Source organism: Neglectibacter timonensis (genome assembly GCF_900048895.1).
GTDB classification, from domain to species: Bacteria; Bacillota; Clostridia; order Oscillospirales; family Acutalibacteraceae; genus Acutalibacter; species Acutalibacter timonensis.
In genome coordinates this window covers 36,730-57,804 of the sequence record NZ_LT160637.1, presented here as the reverse complement: position 1 = coordinate 57,804, position 21,075 = coordinate 36,730, and the positions used below count along the sequence as shown (strand labels likewise).

General features: G+C 55.6%; 15 protein-coding genes. 7 read left to right on the top strand and 8 right to left on the bottom strand.

Annotated features, from left to right (window positions below; genetic code table 11):
* Nucleotides 1-19: 19 nt before the first annotated feature.
* The 5 genes from BN3911_RS02945 to BN3911_RS02925 form a co-directional block, all read right to left on the bottom strand.
* Nucleotides 20-1,357 (bottom strand): MATE family efflux transporter, encoded by a 1,338-nt coding sequence (locus tag BN3911_RS02945; protein ID WP_066861213.1) that lies wholly within the window; start codon nucleotides 1,355-1,357, stop codon nucleotides 20-22.
* Nucleotides 1,358-1,614: 257 nt separating this feature from the next.
* Nucleotides 1,615-2,109 (bottom strand): nitroreductase family protein, encoded by a 495-nt coding sequence (locus tag BN3911_RS02940; RefSeq protein ID WP_242871067.1) that lies wholly within the window; start codon nucleotides 2,107-2,109, stop codon nucleotides 1,615-1,617.
* 170 nt (nucleotides 2,110-2,279) lie between these two features.
* Nucleotides 2,280-3,182: a ribokinase gene (gene rbsK, locus BN3911_RS02935; RefSeq protein ID WP_066861207.1), complete on the bottom strand. Its 903-nt coding sequence runs from the start codon at nucleotides 3,180-3,182 to the stop codon at nucleotides 2,280-2,282.
* A 5-nt stretch (nucleotides 3,183-3,187) separates the two neighbouring features.
* Nucleotides 3,188-5,320: an ADP-ribosylglycohydrolase family protein gene (locus tag BN3911_RS02930; protein ID WP_066861204.1), complete on the bottom strand. Its 2,133-nt coding sequence runs from the start codon at nucleotides 5,318-5,320 to the stop codon at nucleotides 3,188-3,190.
* A gap of 1 nt (nucleotide 5,321) precedes the next feature.
* Nucleotides 5,322-7,277, bottom strand: a complete 1,956-nt coding sequence (locus BN3911_RS02925; RefSeq protein ID WP_066861201.1) for a PfkB family carbohydrate kinase — start codon at nucleotides 7,275-7,277, stop codon at nucleotides 5,322-5,324.
* Between the two features lie 298 nt (nucleotides 7,278-7,575).
* Here BN3911_RS02925 and BN3911_RS02920 point away from each other — a divergent pair, with 298 nt between their 5' ends.
* From BN3911_RS02920 to BN3911_RS02905, 3 genes are all read left to right on the top strand, one after another.
* On the top strand, nucleotides 7,576-7,992 hold the full coding sequence (locus BN3911_RS02920) for a hypothetical protein (protein ID WP_066861198.1): 417 nt from the start codon (nucleotides 7,576-7,578) through the stop codon (nucleotides 7,990-7,992).
* A gap of 449 nt (nucleotides 7,993-8,441) precedes the next feature.
* Nucleotides 8,442-9,158, top strand: a complete 717-nt coding sequence (locus BN3911_RS02910) for a hypothetical protein (RefSeq protein ID WP_066861192.1) — start codon at nucleotides 8,442-8,444, stop codon at nucleotides 9,156-9,158.
* 142 nt (nucleotides 9,159-9,300) lie between these two features.
* A complete protein-coding gene (locus tag BN3911_RS02905) occupies nucleotides 9,301-10,527 on the top strand; it encodes a hypothetical protein (RefSeq protein ID WP_066861189.1) in 1,227 nt (408 codons plus the stop codon).
* 98 nt (nucleotides 10,528-10,625) lie between these two features.
* Here BN3911_RS02905 and BN3911_RS02900 read toward each other — a convergent pair whose 3' ends face one another.
* The 3 genes from BN3911_RS02900 to BN3911_RS02890 form a co-directional block, all read right to left on the bottom strand.
* Nucleotides 10,626-11,498, bottom strand: coding sequence for a DegV family protein (locus BN3911_RS02900; RefSeq protein WP_066861498.1), 873 nt, complete (start codon nucleotides 11,496-11,498; stop codon nucleotides 10,626-10,628).
* Between the two features lie 139 nt (nucleotides 11,499-11,637).
* Nucleotides 11,638-12,912 carry a 2-hydroxyacyl-CoA dehydratase gene (locus BN3911_RS02895; RefSeq protein ID WP_066861186.1) on the bottom strand — a complete coding sequence of 425 codons (1,275 nt, stop codon included), beginning with the start codon at nucleotides 12,910-12,912 and terminating at the stop codon, nucleotides 11,638-11,640.
* 351 nt (nucleotides 12,913-13,263) lie between these two features.
* A complete protein-coding gene (locus BN3911_RS02890) occupies nucleotides 13,264-16,185 on the bottom strand; it encodes an acyl-CoA dehydratase activase (RefSeq protein WP_074039111.1) in 2,922 nt (973 codons plus the stop codon).
* Nucleotides 16,186-16,926: 741 nt separating this feature from the next.
* Between BN3911_RS02890 and BN3911_RS02885 the strand changes: the two genes are divergently transcribed.
* The 4 genes from BN3911_RS02885 (at nucleotide 16,927) to BN3911_RS02870 (ending at nucleotide 21,063) form a co-directional block, all read left to right on the top strand.
* Nucleotides 16,927-17,346, top strand: coding sequence for an acyl-CoA thioesterase (locus BN3911_RS02885; RefSeq protein ID WP_066861183.1), 420 nt, complete (start codon nucleotides 16,927-16,929; stop codon nucleotides 17,344-17,346).
* 200 nt (nucleotides 17,347-17,546) lie between these two features.
* The gene (locus BN3911_RS02880; RefSeq protein WP_066861180.1) at nucleotides 17,547-18,617 is read left to right on the top strand and encodes a GntR family transcriptional regulator; all 1,071 of its coding nucleotides are present in this window, start codon (nucleotides 17,547-17,549) and stop codon (nucleotides 18,615-18,617) included.
* Nucleotides 18,618-18,866: 249 nt separating this feature from the next.
* Nucleotides 18,867-20,552 (top strand): ribulokinase, encoded by a 1,686-nt coding sequence (araB, locus tag BN3911_RS02875; protein WP_066861177.1) that lies wholly within the window; start codon nucleotides 18,867-18,869, stop codon nucleotides 20,550-20,552.
* Between the two features lie 31 nt (nucleotides 20,553-20,583).
* Nucleotides 20,584-21,063 (top strand): GNAT family N-acetyltransferase, encoded by a 480-nt coding sequence (locus BN3911_RS02870; protein WP_066861174.1) that lies wholly within the window; start codon nucleotides 20,584-20,586, stop codon nucleotides 21,061-21,063.
* Nucleotides 21,064-21,075: the final 12 nt, after the last annotated feature.

Genomic DNA, 21,075 nt, shown 5'->3' with positions numbered 1-21,075 from the left:
GTGACTGCCTGCAGTGCCGTCACTTTCCCCAACGGCGCACTTGTTTCATCACCCTGCGGTAGGCGAGGATCAGGAATGAATCCGCCATGATCCAGGCAATCGGGCTGGCAAAGCAGGCAGCGATAAAACCAAATGCCGGTACCAGAACCAAACCGGTAACACCTCTGGCCACCATTTCAAACACACCGGCGAACATGGCCAGTTTGCTGTAGCCCATACCCTGAATCAAAAGCCGGATTGCATTGACGCCGGTCAGGGGGATAAAAAACAAGGCGTTTACCAGCATGTACTGGTAGGCCTGATTGATAATGACTTCTTGGCTCCCTTCCACAAACAGATGCACCAGTGATTTTCCGAAAAAGAAGGTAATGCCCAGCGCCAGAACGGAATAGATGCTGCCGATGAACATACCGGCTTTTAGGCCCTTCCCAATACGTTCCGGCTTGCCGGCGCCGATATTCTGCCCGGCGTAGGTGGACATAGTGACCCCCAAGGAATCCGTTGCGGTGGAAAAGAAGGAGGAAAGTTTACTGGCAGCCGTCACTGAAGCCACCGCCACAGAGCCCAGGCCGTTGACAGAGGTCTGCAGAATCACGTTTCCCACCGCAGTAATGGAGGTCTGCAGCCCCATGGGAAGCCCCATACCGCACAGCCGCTTCATGTACCGGGGCCTGGGCTTCAAGTCCTCCCGTCCCACGTGCAGCAGGGGCATTTTTTTCAGGATGAAGAGGAAACAGCCCAGCCCTGAAACCGCCTGGGAGATCACCGTGGCCCAAGCGGTACCCGCCACGCCCATTGGGATTACCAGCACCAGCAGAAAATCCAAGCCGATGTTGAGCAGCGAAGCGGCCACCAGAAAAAACACCGGCGTACGGCTGTCCCCCACTGCCCGCAGCAGCCCGGCCAGGACATTATAGAAAACAATAAAAGGAATCCCCCAGAAGATGACCACAATGTAGCTGTAGGCATCGTTGATGATATCCGCCGGGGTGGACATCCATTCCAGAATGGGGCGGCACAGCGCAACCGTGAGCAGGGTCATGAGCACGGAAAAGGCGGCGGAAAGCCAGATAATATTCCCCACAAAACGCTTCAGGTCGGAAAAATCCTTCGAGCCGAAGCGCTGTGCCACCGGAATGGAAAAGCCGGAACAGATGCCCAGGCAGAAACCGATGATAAAAAAATTAATGGATCCGGTGGAACCCACCGCAGCCAGTGGGCCTGTACCCAGCAGGCGGCCTACGATGATCGTATCCACCATAGAGTAAAACTGCTGAAACAGGTTTCCAAAGATCAGCGGGATGGTAAAGCTCAGCACATGCTTCATGGGAGAGCCGGAGGTCATATCCTTTGTCATAAAAGCCCCTTTCCAGGCGAGATTGCGAATCGAGAAACACCACCATATTACACAAAAGCAAAGGAAAGCGCAAGGCTTCAGATAAGGGGAATTTTTCCTGATAACGCGCTGTTTTTTGTGTAAAAATTCGGATTGCCTTTCTGGGCTGCTGTTGCGCCGGTATCTGTGGATTTCCAGGCAAAACATGGGACAGGCCGCCCCTGTAGAAAGGGGCGGCCTGTCCTTCCGCACTCATCCGCGAACCTTGATTCTTCCGCTTAAAGTACCTGGAATACTTCCTTCAGCGGCTTTCTGGGCCTCACGGTCTTTTCTTCCGCCGGATAGCCGATAGGGGAGATCGCCACAACGCTGATCCCCTCCGGCAGGCCAAGCGCTTTTTTTACTTCCTCTTCACTGTAGCTTGCCATCCAGCAGGTCCCCAGGCCCAGCTCGTAGGCTTCCAGGATGGCGTAGCTCATGGCGATGGATATGTCGGTAGTATCCACCCGGTGGCTGTTGGTCATTACATCCTGGCTGTACCCCACTGCCACCAGGACTGCAGGCGCCTCCTCCAGCATGGCGGATTTTCCGGCGGAAGCCTGCCGCAGCTTTGCCTTGCGTTCGGGGCTCTCCACCCAGAGCAGCTTCCAGTTCTGCAGGTTTCTGGCCGATGGGGCCAGACGGAAAGCATTGGCCACCTGTTCTCTCTTTTCCGCTTCAACCGGCTGAGACTTATAGTGCCTTACACTTGTTCTGCCCGCAAGGGCTTCCATGACATTCACGAAGGATCACCTCATTTTTAAATTAAAGTATACTTAATCAGTATACATTCTTTTCCTATCATAACCCAAACAGCGGAATGAGGCAATACTTTTTTGGAAAATATTTTAAATTTTTATTGATAGTTTGATTTATTCTGTAAGAACCAGTGCAGACAAGTATTTCACTTCACCTCATCCCGGGAAGGGATGGAGGTCTGCGCCCCTTTCCGGGTCACTACAATATTGGAAACCTTGGTGGCGAATTCCACAGCCTCCTCCAGGGACCGGTCCTCGGCCAGCGCCAAGGCTATGGCCGCTGTGAAGCTGTCGCCCGCGGCGGTAGTGTCCACCACCTTTACGGTTTTGTCCGCATAGAATCTTTTGCACTGCCCGTCTTCTCTGCAAAGGCAGCAGCCCTCCCCGCCCAGGGTGACGATGACGTTTTTGGCGCCCAAATCCAGCAGCCTTTTGCAGGATTCCTCCAGGCGCCGGTGGGCCTCCGGGTCGCCTAGCAGCTCGCCCAGCTCCACCTCATTGGGTTTTACGATGTCCACATTTTGATACAGCTCTTCGGGAAGGCGCACAGCGGGGGCCGGGTCCAGGATTACGGTCTTCCCGAGACGCTTTGCCTCCTTGGCCGCATACATCACGGAATCCAGAGGGATTTCCAGCTGCATGACCACAATGTCGCAGGCCTCCAGCAAACTGTGGTTTTCCTCCAGATATGCCTGGTCCACGCAGCGGTTCGCTCCCTGGACTACAATGATGCTGTTGTTTCCTTCCGCGTTGACGCCGATAAAGGCCACCCCTGTGCTGACGCCCTGTACCCTGCGGATTTGGGAGACATCCACCCCTACAGAGGCAAGGTTATCACACAGGCTGCGTCCGTGTTCGTCATCTCCCACGGCTCCAAGCATCGCCACATTTCCGCCCAGCTTTCCGGCTGCATAGGCCTGGTTTGCTCCCTTGCCCCCGGGAATAAAGGTAAGGTCGCCGGTGAGCACGGTTTCTCCCACGGCGGGCATGTGGTGCACCTGAAAGACAAAATCCATATTCATGCTGCCGATAATCAGAATTCTCTTCATCCTTCTCACTCCTTCCCGCAGACTGCGAGATCCCGGTACAGGCAGTGGCTGCCGTCTGTCACGGACATGCCCACGCTGCCGGTGAGATACGGTGACTCTTCATCGGTGCAGGCGAGCAGTTCTTTCCCGTCCACCGCCAGGGCGATGCGGTTTCCTTCCGCCGTAAGGGTAAGGGCATATTCCTTGCCGGCTTCCCATGGAAACGCCGTCTCACACAGCGTCTGGTACCCGCTGCAGTTCTTCTTCAGGCAGAGCCTGCCTTCGGCGGTAAAGCCTCCCGCATAGGAACGCATGGCGCCCTGTACCCGCACGTTGAGGAAGTGCTCCTCTCCGGTCAACGGCTTCAGCACGCAGGAGAGGCTGTAATCCTTCCAGTGATAACCGCCCGTGTACATCTCGGCAAAATCACCGCAGGAGAGGCTGAGATAGCTGCCGTCCAGGTAGCTGTGCCCCTTGAGCTTTCCAAACTGGGCGATTTCCAGATGCAGGTGTCCCCAATCCTCCACTGCGGTTTTGGAGAAATCGATGCGGTAGCAGGGCGCGCCGTCGTAGTAAAGCTCATCCAGGTAGACTGTCAGGTCGGAAGAGGCGAAGCCGCCCGCCACTCCGCTGACGATAACGCCGGTCTCGCTGATATAACCGTCCAGATTGTCCGGCAGCTGCAGGGAGAGGTCATACCATTTTTTCTCTCCGGAGACAATCTTTTCCCCGCGGATCAGCTCGCCGGTCGCCCCATTCTTCGCATAGATCTGCACGTCGCAGGTCATGCCGTTTCCCGCAGGGCAGGGCATGACGCTGAGATGCACGGTCTGGCCGGGATAGACAAGGGGTGAGAAGAAAGGATCATACCGGGAATCGTCGAAATCCTCAGGACGGTAATAGGTCTGTTTGTAAAAGAAATTTTCCTGTCCCGCCTCGCTGTTGCAGGCGGTGACCTTCAGGGAACGCCTGCCGCTGCGCGCTTCCTCTTCCGTGTTCTGAATGCGGTACATGCCGCTTTCCCCGCGGCAGCGGATGGCATGGGTGCTGCCGGGATATTCGAAATGGCAGGAATCTATTTTTTCCGTGAGGATTTCCTTCCATTCCACCGGAAGCTCCTCCCCGGCGAGCCGGTAAGCCATTTTGGCAAAATAGCTGGCGCCGAAGGGAACATCCACCGCGTTGAGGGAGGGAATGACGCTGGAACAGGCCAGAAAATCATTGATGGGCGCACGCCACTTATCGAAGTCGATTCCTTCCAGGCCGCAGAGCACGCCCATGATGCAGCCGGTGTTTCCTACGTTGCAATCCGTATCCCAGCCGCACATGTTGCAGATGTTGAGCGTACGGGAAAAATCGTGGTTTCCGTAAAGCAGCGCCAGGATGATGACACCCGCGTTGGGGATAATGTGGCAGTTGCCCGGATATTTGTCGTAACCGAAAGTATCGTGCAGATACTGGAAGCAGGCGCGCCAATCCTCCGGATGTTCCTTATGGAAGGCCTGCACCGCTTTTACTACCCGTGCGTATTCGCAGTCCTCCGGGATATAAGTGAGCGCCTTCTGAAGGATGGTGGGAATATCCTGCTCCACAAAGGCCAGGCTGATGCAGCAGGCGATAAAGACGCCGCCGTACACCCCGTTTCCGCCATGAGTGACGCTTGCTGCCTTCTCCGCCAGCTTTGCCGCCAGCTCCGGATTTCCCGGGGCTACCAGGCCCCAGGGATCGATGAAAATCTGGCCGCCGATCTGCTCGGCCATGGTGGCCCCGTTCTGTTCCACGCTGCCGCTTCTGGGAGCGGGAATACCGTTTCTCAGATTCAGGTAGGCGGTGTGCTCCGTGGAGGTGCCGTAGCCTCCCCACCAGAAAAAGCCATGCTCATAAGGCGCATAATTCAGCAGGGCGTCTGCCACGTCGGAAGCGGAAAACGCAGAAAGGTCTTTGCAGTCTTCCAGCGCCCGGATAAAAAACAGGGGGCCGTTGCTGTCGTCGTCCGCCGCAAAATTCTTGTAGCTTACGGGATAACCGGTTACCTCCCCGTAGATGTTCCGGATGCGCTCGTAGCTCCAGCCTTCAATGGGCGCGCCCAGCCGGATGCCGATGATCTTCCCCAGCCAGCCGGAATAGACCCGTTCGAAATAATCCTTCGGAATACTCATGTTATAAACTCCTTACTCCTTGATTCGCACTGTGTGCTGATTTCTTGAATTGTCCGGGATGCGCCGGGGAAGTTTCTCCTTCTCCGCACTCCCTCCCCATATAAAATTCCAGGGTGGAACGGTCGATAAGGGAATTGGGAACCCCCTGCTTGGCGGTGGAAAATCCGGCGGCAAAGGTAGCGCTGCGGATCGCCGTCTCCATATCCATTTTCTGGGAGAGCATGACGGCAAGGGCTGCCGCAAAGGCGTCCGCCGCTCCGGTGGTGTCCACCGCCTCAAAGGGAGCGGCCGGGAAATGGACTTGATGGATGCCGTCGTCCCAATAGCAGCCGCTGCGGCCCATGGTCAGAATGACGTTTTTGACGCCCCGGTCCAGAAAATAGCGGGCCTTTTCCTTGCAGCTCATCTCCGGAGGGCAAAAATAGGAGATTTCCTTTTCGTTGGGCAGGAAGATAAAAGTTTTTTGAAGCAGCTCATCCCTCAGCTCATAGACGGCCGAAGGCTTGAGCAGAAGCTTCACGCCCCGCTCACAGGCCAGCCCTGCGGCTGCCTCCACGGCGTCCAGCCCCACCTCTGTCTGCAGCAGGCAGAAGGAGGCGTTGTCAAAGGCTGCCGCGTTCTGCAGGATATCCTGGGCGGTGAGCAGGCCGTTGGCGCCCTTGTACACCACGATGCCGCTCTCCCCGTCCTTCTGCACGTAGACATAGGCGTGACCCGTGGCCGCTTGGGAGGTGTGGGAAACCCCGCCTGTGTTCACACCGTTTGTCTGGAGATAGTCGTATAGGTTGCCGCCCTCATAGTCCTTGCCCACTTTGCCGATGAGATAGGCCTCGGCATCCAGCTTTGCAACCCCCACCGCCTGGTTGAGCCCCTTTCCTCCCGGCACGATCAGCCTGGATTCCGTCAGGGTGGTCTCCCCCATCTGCGGGAACTTTTTCAGGGGGATGACGGTGTCCATATTGACGGGGCCCACCACCACAATTTTTTTGTTCCGCATGGTGAGCGGGATATCCACACTGGTATTCCCACTCAAATGCGCCTCTGCGGCAAAAACGGTTTCCGGAACCCGCCGCCCCTCCACATCCGCGGTGAGCCTGTCACAGACATGGCGCGCCAGAGCGTCATAGGGCAGGGGAATTACGGACAGCTCTGGAAAAAAGGGGCTCTTTTCCCCATCGCTCAGGCTGAGTACCGACAGGTATTTTGGAATCCTCCGATTTTTCCGGGAACAGGCTTCATAAACCCTGCCGGCCAGCTCTGTATCAAAACAGAGTGCGGCGGTATTTTCCAACAGCCTTCCCTCCGGAAGGCCCGCCTTTCCGCAGACACAGACCCTGTCCGGGGAAAAGGGAACCTGATGCTCAAACAGGCACTGCCGGTATCCCTGCACAAAGGCCTGTTCCGAATATCCCGATACCTGTGGGATCACGCAGAGGATATTCCTGTGCTTTTGCGCAATCAGATATGCCGCCGCCTGATAGGCAAGCCCTGCATAATCGATACAGCTGTTTTCCGGGGAAGGGGGCTCGCAGCAGGCCATTTTCCGCACGGGGATCCCCTCCAGCGCCGCGCTGCAGGCAGGAAGGGACTGGGCCAGCTTGTCCCAAAGGATCCCGTCCACGTGATGAGACCTGAGGACGTTCAGATTCCGCAGCTCCTCCTCCGGCGTGCCGGAAACCGTCACCACACAGGAGTATCCCCGTTCTGCGGCATATTTCGTGATGGAATCCAGCAGCCTGCCGTGGGGCCGGTTCCCGTTGACTGCCACCCCCAGGAGCATTGTCTGGGCCTGCACTGCGGCGCGAACGCCGGAATAGGGGCTGTAGTGGTATTCCCTGACCAGCTTCAAGACTCGTTCCCGGGTTTCCGCGCTGAGGTGCTCGTCCTTCTTATTGAGGATTTTTGATACGGTGGAAACCGAAACGCCCGCCAAAGCGGCGATTTCCCGAATTGTCACAGACAGCCCTCCTTTTTAGGAAAAAATTTTCCTAAATTCGTTTTCCCGTTGTATTATATCCGCGCCGGCAGAAAAGTCAATGGTTTTTTCAGGAATTCCCGCCCCAAAAGAGGCGTCCGGCTGTTTTCCTTTGGTCATTGGGGCGATTCCCGAGAAAATAGAAAAGGAAACTGTGTTTCCCGGAAGCAGTTTGGAGGAACCCGGCGTGTAAGCGGCAATTGACGGCCACGGCAGATACTTGACTTGCGGGAAAAGAAGGGATATCCTTTTATAAAAGAAACAACAGGGGGAATCCGCTGTGAAACAAAAGAAAATCCGCCGGTCCCTGCGTTTTCTTCCCCTTGCCATCCTGCTGATTCTTGTCCTGCTTTGGTTTTGGCCGGTACGAATTTTCAGCGGGGACGCAGGCGAGGTGGAGTCTATCAAGATCTTTGACGGGAACACAGGGAACCTTGTTACCGTTACAGACCGGGAGACCATTGAAAAACTGGTGGAGAACTTCAAGAGCGTCTACCTGCGGAGGACCTTTGATTTCGGTTCCAGGAACGGGTTCAACCTGTTGGTGGATATCGCCGTGAAGGGCCGCGATGAGACCTGCCATTTTACAATCAATTCAGAGCGGCACGCCGTGAGGGAATCCCGGTTTTACAGCTACTGGGGAACCTACTGCTTTTCCTTTATGAAGGAGCTGGTCAACGGCGGAGAGAACTGGTGAATCACAACGTCAAAAAAAGAAAGCGCGCCCTGCAGAAGGATATGTCCCCCAAGAGAGAGACAGCTGAAAGACTGTCGGTCGCAAGGGAGCATATCGGGCTTCTGCAGGGCGCGCTTTTTGGGGGAAAGCTCGAAAGGGAGGATGGATTTATACTTTCTATTTTAATAAATTTTTATATAAATAATACAAATTATAATTATAGTTGACAAATATATACCACAATGGTATTATAAATTTAGATAAAAGGATGTGACTCCAATGTATTTAGCAGCAGTTCGACCACAAAAAAAGCCACAAAAACATATCCTCTCTTTGACGGTTTTACAAACAAAGAGCGATTGGAATTGAGAGGAAAACGGAACTAAAAAGGAGTATTTTTTGCAGTACGCTGGCAATCGTATTTAGAATTTTTTCAAAACCCTATGCGTTTGAAGTTTAGGGGGATTTTTATGAAGAACAAAAAGCTGCGCGTTCTGTCGATTTCGGTGCTGGCTTGCCTGCTGCTTCTCACCATGATAGGGGTTTCCGGCTTTGCGGCGCAAAAACAGGAAGACAACGAGGCCTTTGCGGATGTGATTCAGGCGAATGAGCTAAGATTTAAGGCGGTTGAAATACCCGCGGAGGCGCTGCAGCAGCAAATTCAGCTGCAGAAACGCGGCAGGAACGCCGGACCGGACGCCAAGCTCTCCAAGACTGAGCTGACCCAGGCGGCCAAAAATGCGGCGGAAAGCGTTACGGTAGACCTCTCCGATTATTTCAGCGAAAACCTGGCGGCAAAATATCAGAGCGTCAGGAATGCGAAATTTCAGTCGCTGAATATGACTGATGCTACAGTGGGTTCCGGCATGGTAGAGTCCCATCTGATCAGCACGGAAAACGTGTCGGACACACAGAAAAATGTGAAAGCGAAATTCGTGAAGTGGGACGCCAGGATCTACGACTGTAATGACGGGAAGTACATGGTCACACTGATCTTTAGCCGGGATACTCTCACGACTGTGACAGAGCTGGAGGACGGTGTCTGGAAAACAGTGGGCTACCACGATGATTTCCTGGAATTCATCCCGGACAGCTATGATCCCGTCATGGGAGTTTTCGACAGCTATGAACAGGCTCTGACCTGTGTGCAGAACCTGGACGTGGAAGCAGAGAACCCGTTTTCGTAAAGAAAATCGTCCTAGAGTGAGGAAAATCCGTACGGAACCGTAACTCGAAAGAGCTAAGTAAATCAGCTGAAAAACGCTTCGGAATGGATCCGCCGGTCAATGCAGGCCGGCGGATTCTGGACTTCAGAAAGGGGGACACGATATGAAATTCAAGAAAGTAATTTTGACCCTGCTGCCGGTACTTCTTCTTTTTGCAGCCTGCCGTACAGCGCCGGAGGAGAGCGAGAGCAGTTCCCGGGCAGTGTCCCCTTCCTCCGGCGGCGGGGAACCGGAACAAACCGCCTATTCCTATGACGGGGATACGTTCCTCAGGCAATACCGGGAAGCCCAAAAGCGTGTGGAGCAGGGGGAAAGGCCCGCGGCTGCCGCTCCGGAGGAGCCGGAAGAAAGCGGCTTTGCCCTCATCCCCCTGCAGGAAAACCTGTATGGCACAGCGTGCTACGCCATCCTGCCGCTTTCAGAACGGGCCCTCACAGAGGAGGAATTCCTTCAGCTGGCGGAGGGCATGGACGGGATTTCCCCGAAGGAATTGCTGACGCCGAAGTATTCCCGGACAGGCCTGGAGGAGGACGCGGCCTGCCTGCGGCAGAACCGGGCCCTGTTCCGCGGGGAAAAGCTGCGGTTTGACACGCTGCAGCCGGAGTATCTGTATGCGGAACGAAGGCCCTCCGCGGACCTCTGGGAGAACGCCCGGAATGGTAACGCCCCCTGTTTCGTGAAACTTCCGGAAAACAGCGGCGCTCCGGTGTTCAGTATTTTGCCCACGGAGCAGATGGACGACGAACAGCTGCTGCAATACATTGACGCCCAGCTGTACGGAGTTGACCCTCAAACCTATCTGCCGCTGAGCGGAGAAATCGCCTACGGGGAGCTTCCCCAACATCTCCAGCGGGAGATCGCCGCCTATGGGTTGGGGGATGGAACTCTGCCGGAATACAACGCGGTGCTGTCCACTTCGCCGGACGGAAGCAGAACGCCGGATCAGGAATCCTGGGCGGTTACCCTGTGCTTTCCGGAGGAAGATCAATATGTGGTGACCCTGGACGCCCAAACAGGGGCGCTGAAAAGCTGGATCCGATGGCCCGCCGGAACCTTCACTGATGAGGTTGTGCCTGAGAGCGCAGAGTCCCCGGAGGCTTCCCCGCGGACAGAGGAAGAACTGGAGGCCGCCGCAAAGGGTTATTTGGAACAGGCGGTTCCCGGGGACTGGAATATTTCTGAAGTCAAGATTCAGGAAAACGCTTTTTACAGCGAAGGCTTTGGCGCCTCCCGGTCAGTGGACATCGCCCTGGCTGACGGGCGGAAATACCGGCTTGGTGTTTCCGAACAGGATTTGACCGTGCTGAACTTTATTGTGGAAAAGGCGTAAAAGCGCCGGAGAAAGATGACATAGAAAAAAAGGGAACCGCGCAGAATGGCCTGCGCGGTTCCCCTTTTTATTGTATTCTGTTCTTATTCCGGCCTGTTTTATTTTGCGGGCGTTTCCGTTTCGAACAGGATTCCCAGCGTATTGGGCCCGCAGTGAGAGGCAATGGTACAGCTGGCATGGGTGGCGTGGATTTCCTTGAACTCCATAGTCTCCCGGATCGTCTTCCGAACCAGCTTTTCCAGGCCCGGGTCGATGGTGGAATAGGTAATGAAGAGATGATCCCGCTTGATATCGGGATACTGGGCCAGCTTATCCCTCACATAGAGGGGGAGCACCTTTTCCAGGCTTCCCCGGTATTTCTTCCCCACATGCATGCTGCCGTCGGAATTGTCTACCTCGATACAGGGTTTCAGGTTCAGCAGGTTTGCCCCAAAGGCTACCACCGACGAGCAGCGGCCCCCGGCCCGCATGAAATCCAGCGTATCCAAAATAAAGCTGGCGTGGCAGCAGGGGATGATCTCCCGAAGGCATTCCGCGATTTCCGGCGCGCTTTTCCCGGCACGGATCAGCTCTCCCGCCTCGATGACCTGCAGGGCGATGCCGGTGGAGAGGGAACGGCTGTCTATGGGGTATACATGGCCGCCCAGCTCCTTTGCGGCCAGCAGGCAGTTCTTGTGGGCGCTGGAAATCGCCCCGCCCAAATTCAGGTGAATCACATCAAAGCCCGCCTCCACCCAGGGGCTGAAGTATTCCACATACTCCCCCATATTGATGGCGGAGGTTCTGGGCAGCACCTTCCTGTCATAATAGGCGGCAAAAATCTCCTTAGTGGTGATATCCACATTGTCCTGGTAATCCTGCTCCTCCAGGAGGATGTGGAAGGGATAGAAGTTCACATCATACCGGGCCTTGAGCTCATCTCCCAGGTCACAGGTACTGTCTGCGCTGAGAATCACTTTACGTTCCTGCATTTTCACACTCATCCCTTTCTGGAAATCCGGGAAACGGTTATCCCCCATCCGGCCTTTTCATCCAAAGCACGGGCTTCTGTGCCTCGGAAAGGCAAAACGCCGATAAGGGCAAGCCGTCAAACAACTCCTCCGGGCCTTCCTAAACGGCCCGCTTTTCCTCTGTCTGCCGCTGGTCCTGCGCCACGGCCAGCATAAGCTTGATGCGGTTTTCCTGGTTGACCTTGGTGGCGCTGGGGTCGTAGTCGATCGGTACGATATTGGCCTGGGGCTGTACTTCGCGCACCTTGCGGATCATACCCTTTCCCACAATATGGTTGGGCAGGCAGCCGAAGGGCTGGGTGCACACCACGTTCTGGTAGCCGCTTTCGATGAGTTCCATCATTTCGGCGGTCAGCAGCCAACCCTCCCCCATCTTGCAGCCGTAGCCGATCACCTCGCCGGCCAGCTTTTTGAGGTGGGTATAGGGGGCCGGCGCCGTGAACTGTGGATACTTCTTCACCGATTCGATCAGATCGGACTCATATTTGGTGAAATACCATTTCAGCACGGTACACAGCTGCTTTTTAGCGGCGTTTCCGCCGTAAAGCCGGATATCCTCCAGGCGGTTGTCCACCTTGAAAATCATGAAGCCCAAAATACCGGGTACCATGACTTCACAGCCCTGTTCGAACAAGAAGTTTTCCAGGTCGTTATTGGCCAGGGGGGAATATTTGACGTAGATTTCCCCTACCACGCCGACCTTGATTTTTTCGGTCTTTTTCACCGGGATCTCCGCAAAGGATTGGGCGATCTGATCAAAATACACCTTGACTTCCCTTTGAGTGAAAGCCTTTCCCTGCTCGAAGAGCCCTGTCAGGGTGAGCACCCATTGTTCCACCAGCTTGTCGCTCTGCCCTTTCTCCACCTCATAGGGCTTGGTCTGGTTTTTCAGGAGCATCAGCAGGTCCCCATAGCTCAGGGCGGCAAGGGCCCGGCGGATCAGGGGCAGGGTGATTTTGAAACCGCTGTTGCTCTCCAGGCCGGAGAGGTTGATGGAGATGACCGGGATGAAGTCCAGCCCGTCCTTTTTCAGCGCCTTGCGCAGCAGGTGGATATAGTTGGAGGCACGGCAGCCGCCGCCGGTCTGCGTCATCACCAGCGCCACCTTATGCAAATCATACTTCCCGCTGTGCAGCGCATGCATCAGCTGCCCGATGGACAGCAGCGCCGGATAGCAGGTGTCGTTATGTACATATTTCAGGCCTTCATCCACAATTTCCCGTCCGGAGGTGCGCAGAAGCTCCACTTTGTAACCAAAGCTTCTCAGCACGTTCTTGATCAGCTCAAAGTGAATGGGGGCCATATTGGGAGTGAGGATGGTATATTCCTTCTTCATCTCCTTGGTGAATTCAATTCTGTTCTTTTCGTCTGCCATAGTAATTCCTTTCTCCTCCGGTTTTCTGAAGAAAGCCGGCTAAAGACTTTTCAGCCGCGTCGTCGCTCGCTCCGCTTGCTCGTGCTGCTGGTTTTTGACTTTGCTCCCGCGGCTGCCCACGGCTGCCGGGGAAGGGGCCCGGCTTTCTGAAAGAAAGCCGGCTAAAGACTTTTCCGCTGCGTCATCGCCCGCTCTGTTTGCTCGTGCTGCTGGTTTTTGACTTTGCTCCCGCGGCTGCCCACGGCTGCCGGGGAAAGGGCCCGGCTTTCTGAAAGAAAGCCCGCTAAAGACTTTTCCGTCGCGTCGTCGCTCGCTCCGCTTGCTCCCGCCGCATGGAAACGGACGCGGGCTTTAGGGGGCTTCAGTACCCAGGCCCAGGGCGGCGAACAGGCTTCTCAGACGGATGCGCACAGCCCCCAGGTTAGTAATTTCGTCAATTTTGATCTGTGTATAGATACGGTTTCCGTCTTCCAGAATGCTGCGCACCTCGTCTCCGGTGATGGCGTCCACGCCGCAGCCGAAGGAGACCAGCTGCACCAGGTTGATCCGTTTATCGCCGCTGTCCACCACAAATTTGGCCGCGGCGTACAGCCTGGCGTGATAGGTCCACTGGTTCAGCACGGTGGTGGGGAATTTTGTAATCTGATCGCTGACTGCGTCCTCGCTGACCACCACAGCCCCGCATTCACAGATCAGCTTGTCAATGCCGTGGTTGATCTCGGAATCCAGATGGTAAGGCCTGCCGGACAGAATGATCACCGGCAGATTTTCCCGCTGTGCAAGGGCCAGGTATTCCTTTCCCTTTTCCCGGATCCGCTTCATGTACGCGAAATATTCCCCGTAGGCTGCGTCTGAGGCAGCCTTGATCTCCTTTTCCGGAATCTCATCAAAGAACCGGGCCAGAATTTCCCGGATTTTCCGGGGGAAATCCTTTCTGCGGTGCAAGCCCACATAGTCGTAGATAAATTTTGTCTCCGCCAGCGCTGCAATATTGGCGTCCAGAACCTCGGGGTAATAGGCCACCACCGGACAGTTATAGTGATTGTCTCCCAAATGCTCATCCAGGTTATAGCTCATGCAGGGATAGAAAATAGCGTCCGGCTTCTCCCTCAGCAGGGCTTCGATATGCCCGTGCATCAATTTTGCGGGATAGCATACCGTATCGGAGGGGATTGTGTGCTGGCCCTCAAAATAGAGCTTCCGGTCCGACTCCGGCGAATGCACCACGCCGAACCCCAGCGTCTTGAAAAAGGTATACCAGAAGGGATACAGTTCAAACATATTGAGACCCATGGGAATCCCAATTGTTCCCCTGCGCCCCTTGCAGGGCGCGTAGGAGGCCAGCAGCTCCCTCTTGTAGTCGTACAGATTGTATGCAGAGGCGGCGCCCTTTACGGCCAGCGGTTTGTCGCAGCGGTTTCCGGCAATATACCGGGCTCCGTTCCCAAAGGTATTCACTGTGAGCCTGCAGTGGTTTTCGCAGCCGTTGCAGGTGACGGCCTTGACAGTATGGGTGAAAAAGGCAAGGCCCCTGGCGTCCAGAATCCCGCTTTTTTCTCCCCTGGCCTTCTCCTTTGCGTACAGGGCCGCTCCGTATGCGCCCATCAGGCCTGCCACGGAGGGGCGCGTCACTGTGTGGCCGATTTCCTTTTCAAAGGCCCGCAGCACCGCGTCGTTGAGGAAGGTGCCGCCCTGCACCACGATGTGCTTCCCCAGGCTTTTCGCGTCCGTCACACGGATCACCTTGTACAGGGCGTTCTTGACCACGCTCATGGAAAGGCCCGCAGAGATGTTTTCAATGGAGGCGCCGTCCTTCTGCGCCTGCTTGACAGAAGAATTCATGAACACCGTGCAGCGGGAACCCAGATCCACAGGATTGTCTGCAAACAGGCCGCATTTGGCAAATTCGCTCATTTCATAGCCCAAAGCGCCTGCAAAGGTCTGCAGGAAAGAACCGCAGCCTGAGGAGCAGGCTTCGTTGAGGAAAATGTTGTCAATGGCGCCGTTCTTGATTTTAAAGCATTTGATATCCTGGCCGCCGATATCGATGATGAAATCCACCTGGGGCTCAAATTTTTTCGCCGCAGTAAAGTGGGCGATGGTCTCCACTACGCCCAGATCCAGGGAGAAGGCGTTCTTGATGATCTCCTCGCCGTAGCCTGTTGAGGCGGAGGAAAGGATTTGAATCTGAGGAAACTTCTCGTAAAGGTCCGTGAGAAAGTCCCGCACCAGAGGCACAGGATTGCCGCTGTTGGGCATATAGCGGGAGAAGATGATTTCTTCCTTTTCATTGATCGCCACAGCCTTCACCGTCGTGGACCCCGCGTCGATGCCCACATAGGCTTTCCCGCCGGGAAGAAGCGCCGCGTCGGTGGAGACGCTGTCCCTCTCATGCCTTTGCACAAACTCTCGGTATTCCCCATCGTCGGCAAAAAGGGCCTCGCTGCTCTGATAGTGGTTTTTTGAGCTGTAATGGCGAATCAGCTCAGTAATTTCCGGCAGGGAAAATTCTTCCGCCGTTTCCGAAAGCGCCGCGCCCGCTGCCACAAAGTAAAGCGAATTTTCCGGACAGACGCCCGACACCCCCAAAATGCGGTCAAACGCCTTGCGCAGCTCGGAGAGAAACGTCAGAGGGCCGCCCAGATACACCACATTGCCTTTGATTTCCCGCCCCTGCGCCAATCCCGCCACCGTCTGGTTGACCACAGCTGTCAAAATGGAGGACGCGATGTCGTTTTTCTGGGCCCCTTGGTTCAGAAGCGCCTGGATGTCTGATTTGGCGAACACGCCGCAGCGCGAGGCGATGCTGTAAGTGCGCTCGCTTTCCCCGGCGATACGGTTAAGCTCGTCCGGCGTGATATTCAGCAGAGTGGCCATCTGGTCGACAAAAGCTCCGGTGCCTCCGGCACAGGAGCCGTTCATGCGAACCTCCATAGCGCCGGACAGGAACAGGATTTTTGCGTCCTCCCCGCCCAGCTCGATCACCACGTCAGCATCTGGAAGATACTTTTTCGTTGCGGTCCTGGTTGCATAGACCTCCTGTACGAAGGGGATCCCCAGGTCCTCGGCAAGCCCCATGCCCGCCGAACCGGAAATGCACAGCTCTGCCCGGTTCATGCCCGGCAGCTGTTCCATGGCGGTTCGAAGCATGTCCGCAGCTTTCTCCGCTATCTGGGAGTAGTGCCGTTCGTAGGCCTGAAATGCCGGCCTGCCAGTTTCATCAAACACCACGCACTTTAAAGTGGTGGAGCCAACATCCAATCCAATTTTCATAAATACACCTGAAATATAAGAAATTTTGAGAAAAACTAAAATAGTTAGGAACCACTTGCAAATATCGCTATCTAAAACAGTATAATATCATTTTTCGACGCGAAAATCAACATTTCGCCGCGTAACAATAATTGCCGCCAAAGGAAAACCAAAGAAAAAGCCCTCCGTTTCAAATTTATGCGTCCCGCTGCCGCTTATGTCAATAAGATGTGTGGGACGGCCTCGCGCAGAAGCCCTTCCAAAAAAAGGCCTCCGGCCTCTGACGAACCCGCAACGAAGACAGGAAGAGGACGCCGCTTTCTGAAAGCCTAAAACCGGGTTATGATACCCGCAGAGGCCTGGGAGGCGTGACTTGCCCGCCGCAGATGTGATATAATAAAACGTAAAAGCCCGCAGCGCGTGGGGTCGGCCTAAAAACTGCAGAGGTCAGGAGGCACGGCTTGCCCACCGCAGGCCTGGTATCATGAAACGCCGAAGCCTGCAGCGCGTGGGGTCGGCCCAAAAACCGCAGAGGTCAGGAGGCGCGGCTTGCCCACCGCAGGCCTGGTATCATGAAACGCCGAAGCCTGCAGCGCGTGGGGTCGGCCCAAAAACCGCAGAGGTCAGGAGGCGCGGCTTGCCCACCGCAGGTGTGGTATCATGAAACGCCGAAGCCTGCGCAGCGTACTAAGCGGACAGTCGCTTTCCTCTCGGCTGCTGCAGCGGGGAAGGATAAATGGGACAGAGAAAGGAAAAAAGAATATGAAGCCTGTCGTTTGTGAACACAAGGTTTGTTATTATGAAACGGACCGGATGGACTGCGTCCACCATTCCAACTATATCCGCTGGTTTGAGGAGGCGCGTATCTGGCTGATGGAGGTCAAGGATTTCGGTTATGACCGGCTGGAGAGTATGGGGATCATCAGCCCTGTGCTGCGTGCGGAGGCGGATTACCGAAGCATGACTAGGTTTGGGGAAACTGTGGAAATTGAAACTGTGGTGGAAAGCTACACGGGAGTGAGAATCTCCTTTCTCTACACTGTGAGGAATAAGGCTGACGGCGCTCTCCGCTGTACAGGCAGAACGGAGCACTGCTTTCTCAACAGCGCGGGCCGGCCTGTAGCTCTTCGGAAAGCCTGTCCGGAATACGAGGAAAGAATCCGCGCCGTACTCGCGGAATAAATGTATCAGAAAAGCAAGACATTTTGGAATAATATAGAACAGCTATCTGCCGTCAGGATGGGGAATCTACGAAAACATTGGGAATTTGCTCCTTTTTTCTGGAGGGTTTCATTGACACCCTCTCCCATAAATGCTAAAATGTAAATACAATTAGCGATACTGGGGAAGACCAGTGTCCTGCGTGTGCGGAGGCGGAGCATTTGAAGGATGGAGCAAAATATTTCCAGCTTTTCGGGCTGTTGAAAAATGAGATCAACCGGGGGATCTACCAGAGCGGCCAGAAGATTCCCGGAGAAAATGAGTTGGCCGAGAAATACGGAATGAGCCGGCAGACTGTGCGCCAGGCCCTCTCCCTGCTGGAACAGGAGAGTCTGATCGAGCGGCGTCAGGGCAGCGGCACCTATGTGCGGGAGAACGCGCCGAGACGGAAACGTTCCTGGAACGTGGGCGTTATGGCCACTTATATCAGCGAATACATCTTCCCCTCTATTTTGAGAGGGATTGAAAGCGAACTTTCTGAAGAGGGCTTTTTTCCTCTCCTGAGCGCCACCAAAAACCGGGTGGACAGCGAGAGGAAAATCCTGGAGGACTACATCGAGAAGCAGATTGACGGTCTGATTGTGGAAGGCACCAAGAGCGCCCTGCCGAACCCCAACCTGCCGCTGTATGAAAAGCTTCAGGATATGGGGATTCCCGTGGTGTTTTTCAACGGCTATTATCCCGCGCTGACCAACACGGTTTCCGTCACCACGGATGACCGGCAGGGTGGGTTTGACGCGGTTTCCTATTTGGTTCAGAAGGGTCACAGGAAAATCGGCGGTATTTTTAAAGGCGACGACATGCAGGGGCTGGAACGCTATGCGGGCTATATGAAGGGCCTGCTGGAAAACGGCCTGCCGCTGCAGGATGAATGGGTGCTCTGGTTTAATTCGGAAAGCCGCGGCGTGCTTTTCTCCGACGAACGCGAGGCTGCGCGCTGCGTCAACCTGTTTGAAGACTGTTCCGCCATCGTCTGTTATAACGATGAGATCGCCGTGAAATTTGTAGGGGCCCTGCGGAAATTTGGGGTGGAAATCCCTGGGGATAAGGCAGTCATCAGTTTTGATAACAGTCTTCTCAGCGAAATTGGACCTGTGAAGATCACCTCACTGGATCACCCAAAGGAAAATTTAGGGGCCTGTGCCGCAAGGAAGCTCATCCGCATGATGAACGGGCACGAGGAAAAAAGCACGGTGCTCACCTGGGGCTTTTCGGAAAAGGACTCTGTTTGAAAAAATTCCGATTCATTCCGGCAGATGGATTGGCGCAGGAATTTGCCCCACAAAACCGCGCTGCCAGGTGGGCGTGAATCGGTGATTGCTTAAGGCGGCAGCCGCATCGCTTTTGGGCAGCGGTTAGGCTTCGGCGGGTTTGAACCTGCGCCGCGGCCTGACGGCTGCCTGTTTTCATTTGGGGCGGTTTTCCGGAAGCGCGGCAGTTTTCCTATCCTTCCGGCGATTCTCAGAAAGGCGGGATATCCCATGGCAAAATACAGTATCGGTTTGGATTTCGGCACTCTGTCGGGACGGGCCCTGCTCCTCAATCTGGAAACCGGGGAGGAGTTGGCCAGCGCGGTCTGCGACTATCCTCACGGCGTGATGGACCGGGAGATGCCCTGGGGGGAGAAGCTGCCGCCGGACTGGGCGCTGCAGCATCCGGAGGATTATCTGGAGGTGCTTTACAGGACGATTCCCGCTGTTTTGAAGGAATCCGGCGTGCCGCCGGAGGACATTGTGGGAGTGGGAACAGATTTCACGGCCTGTACGGCGCTTCCCGTCCGGAAAGACGGCGTTCCCCTGTGTTTTCTGCCGGAATTTGCACAGAATCCCCACGCTTATGTGAAACTTTGGAAGCATCACGCGGCACAGGACAAAGCCGACCGTATCACGGCGCTTGCCAGGCTGCGGGGGGAAGCTTGGCTGCAGGACTACGGCGGCAGGGTTTCCTCGGAATGGATGTTCCCCAAGCTGTGGCAGCTGGCCGAAGAGGCGCCTGAGCTCTACGGCGCTATGTACCGCTTTGTGGAAGCCGCCGACTGGATTGTATGGCAGCTCACGGGAAACGAGACCTGCAGCGCCTGCAGCGCGGGCTACAAAGCGTTCTGGAACCAGTGTTCCGGCTATCCGGCTCCGGATTTTTTCAAGGCCCTCGGCCCAAAAATGGAGCATGCGGCGGAGAAGCTGGGAAAGGTGATCTCCCCTCTTGGAGAAAGGGCGGGGGGCGTCACCGCAGAAATGGCTCACCGTACCGGCCTGCGGGAAGGGACAGCGGTATCCGTAGGCAATGTGGACGCCCATGTGTGCGTGCCGGCTGCGGGGATCTCCGGGCCGGGGAAACTGCTGGCAATTCTCGGTACCTCGACCTGCCATATGGTTTTGGGGACGGAAGGAAAGCGGGTGCCCGGCGTCTGCGGCATGGTGAAAGATGGCATTTTGCCCGGATATTTTGGATTTGAAGCCGGGCAAAGCTGTGTGGGCGATCTTTTTTCCTGGTTTTTAAACGCCTGCCTCCCCGCATCCTGCAGGGAGGAGGCTTTCGCAAGGGGAAAGAGCTTACATGAATATCTGCGGGAAAAAGCGCAAAAGCTGAAGCCCGGCGAGAGCGGGCTGCTGGCGCTGGACTGGTGGAACGGCAACCGCTCTATCCTGACGGACGGGGATCTCACCGGACTGCTTCTGGGAATGACCCTGCAGACCCGTCCGGAGGAACTTTACAGGGCTCTGATCGAAGCTACCGCCTATGGCACCCGGATATTGGTGGAAAACTACCGGGAGCACGGCGTGCCCGTGGAAGAATTTGTCGCCGCGGGCGGGATTTCCCGGAAGGATCCCATGACCATGCAGATCTATGCCGACGTGCTGAACATGCCGGTGCTGATTGTGGGTACGCATCAAGGCTCGGCTTTCGGCAGCGCCCTGTTCGGCGCGGTGGCCGCGGGCAGGGAAAACGGCGGTTTTTCCCACATTCTGGAGGCTGCCGAAAGGTTGGGAAAGCGCGGAAACACAGTGTACGATCCGATTCCGGAACACACTGCCGTTTATGACAGGCTCTACGGGGAATACAAGCAGCTCCACGATTATTTCGGCAGGGGCGGCAGCAATGTGATGAAGCGTTTGAAGGCGCTGAGCAGGGAACAGAAACAGAAGGAACAAAATTTTCAGCCGTGACCAATGGGTTGGACAGAAGGGAGCAGCCAGGATGAGACTGGGAGCGTTGGAAGGGAAATGCAGGAAAGAAACGGACGCCCTGATCCGGGAGAACTGGGGCGGGCCGATGATTGTTTCCCGCGGAAAACTCACCGACACCAGGGGCCTTCCCGGACTTGCAGCGGAAGAGGACGGCCGGCTTTTGGGCTATCTCCTGTACCGGGTCAGCGGGAAGGACTGTGAAGTTGTGGTGCTGGAGGCCTTGGAGCAGAACCGGGGTGTGGGCACAGCTCTTCTGGATCTGGCCGGTATCCGGGCTAAAGAGGCAGGCTGCAACCGTCTGTGGCTGATCACCACAAACGACAATGCCCATGCCATCCGATTTTACCAAAAATACGGTATGGAACTGAGGGCGGTGCATATCGGCGCGGTGGACAAAGCCAGAAACCTGCTGAAACCGGGAATTCCCATGACAGGGGAGGACGGCATCCCCATCCGGCATGAATTTGAGTTTGAACTCCGGCTTTCTTAGAAAAATCGTGCG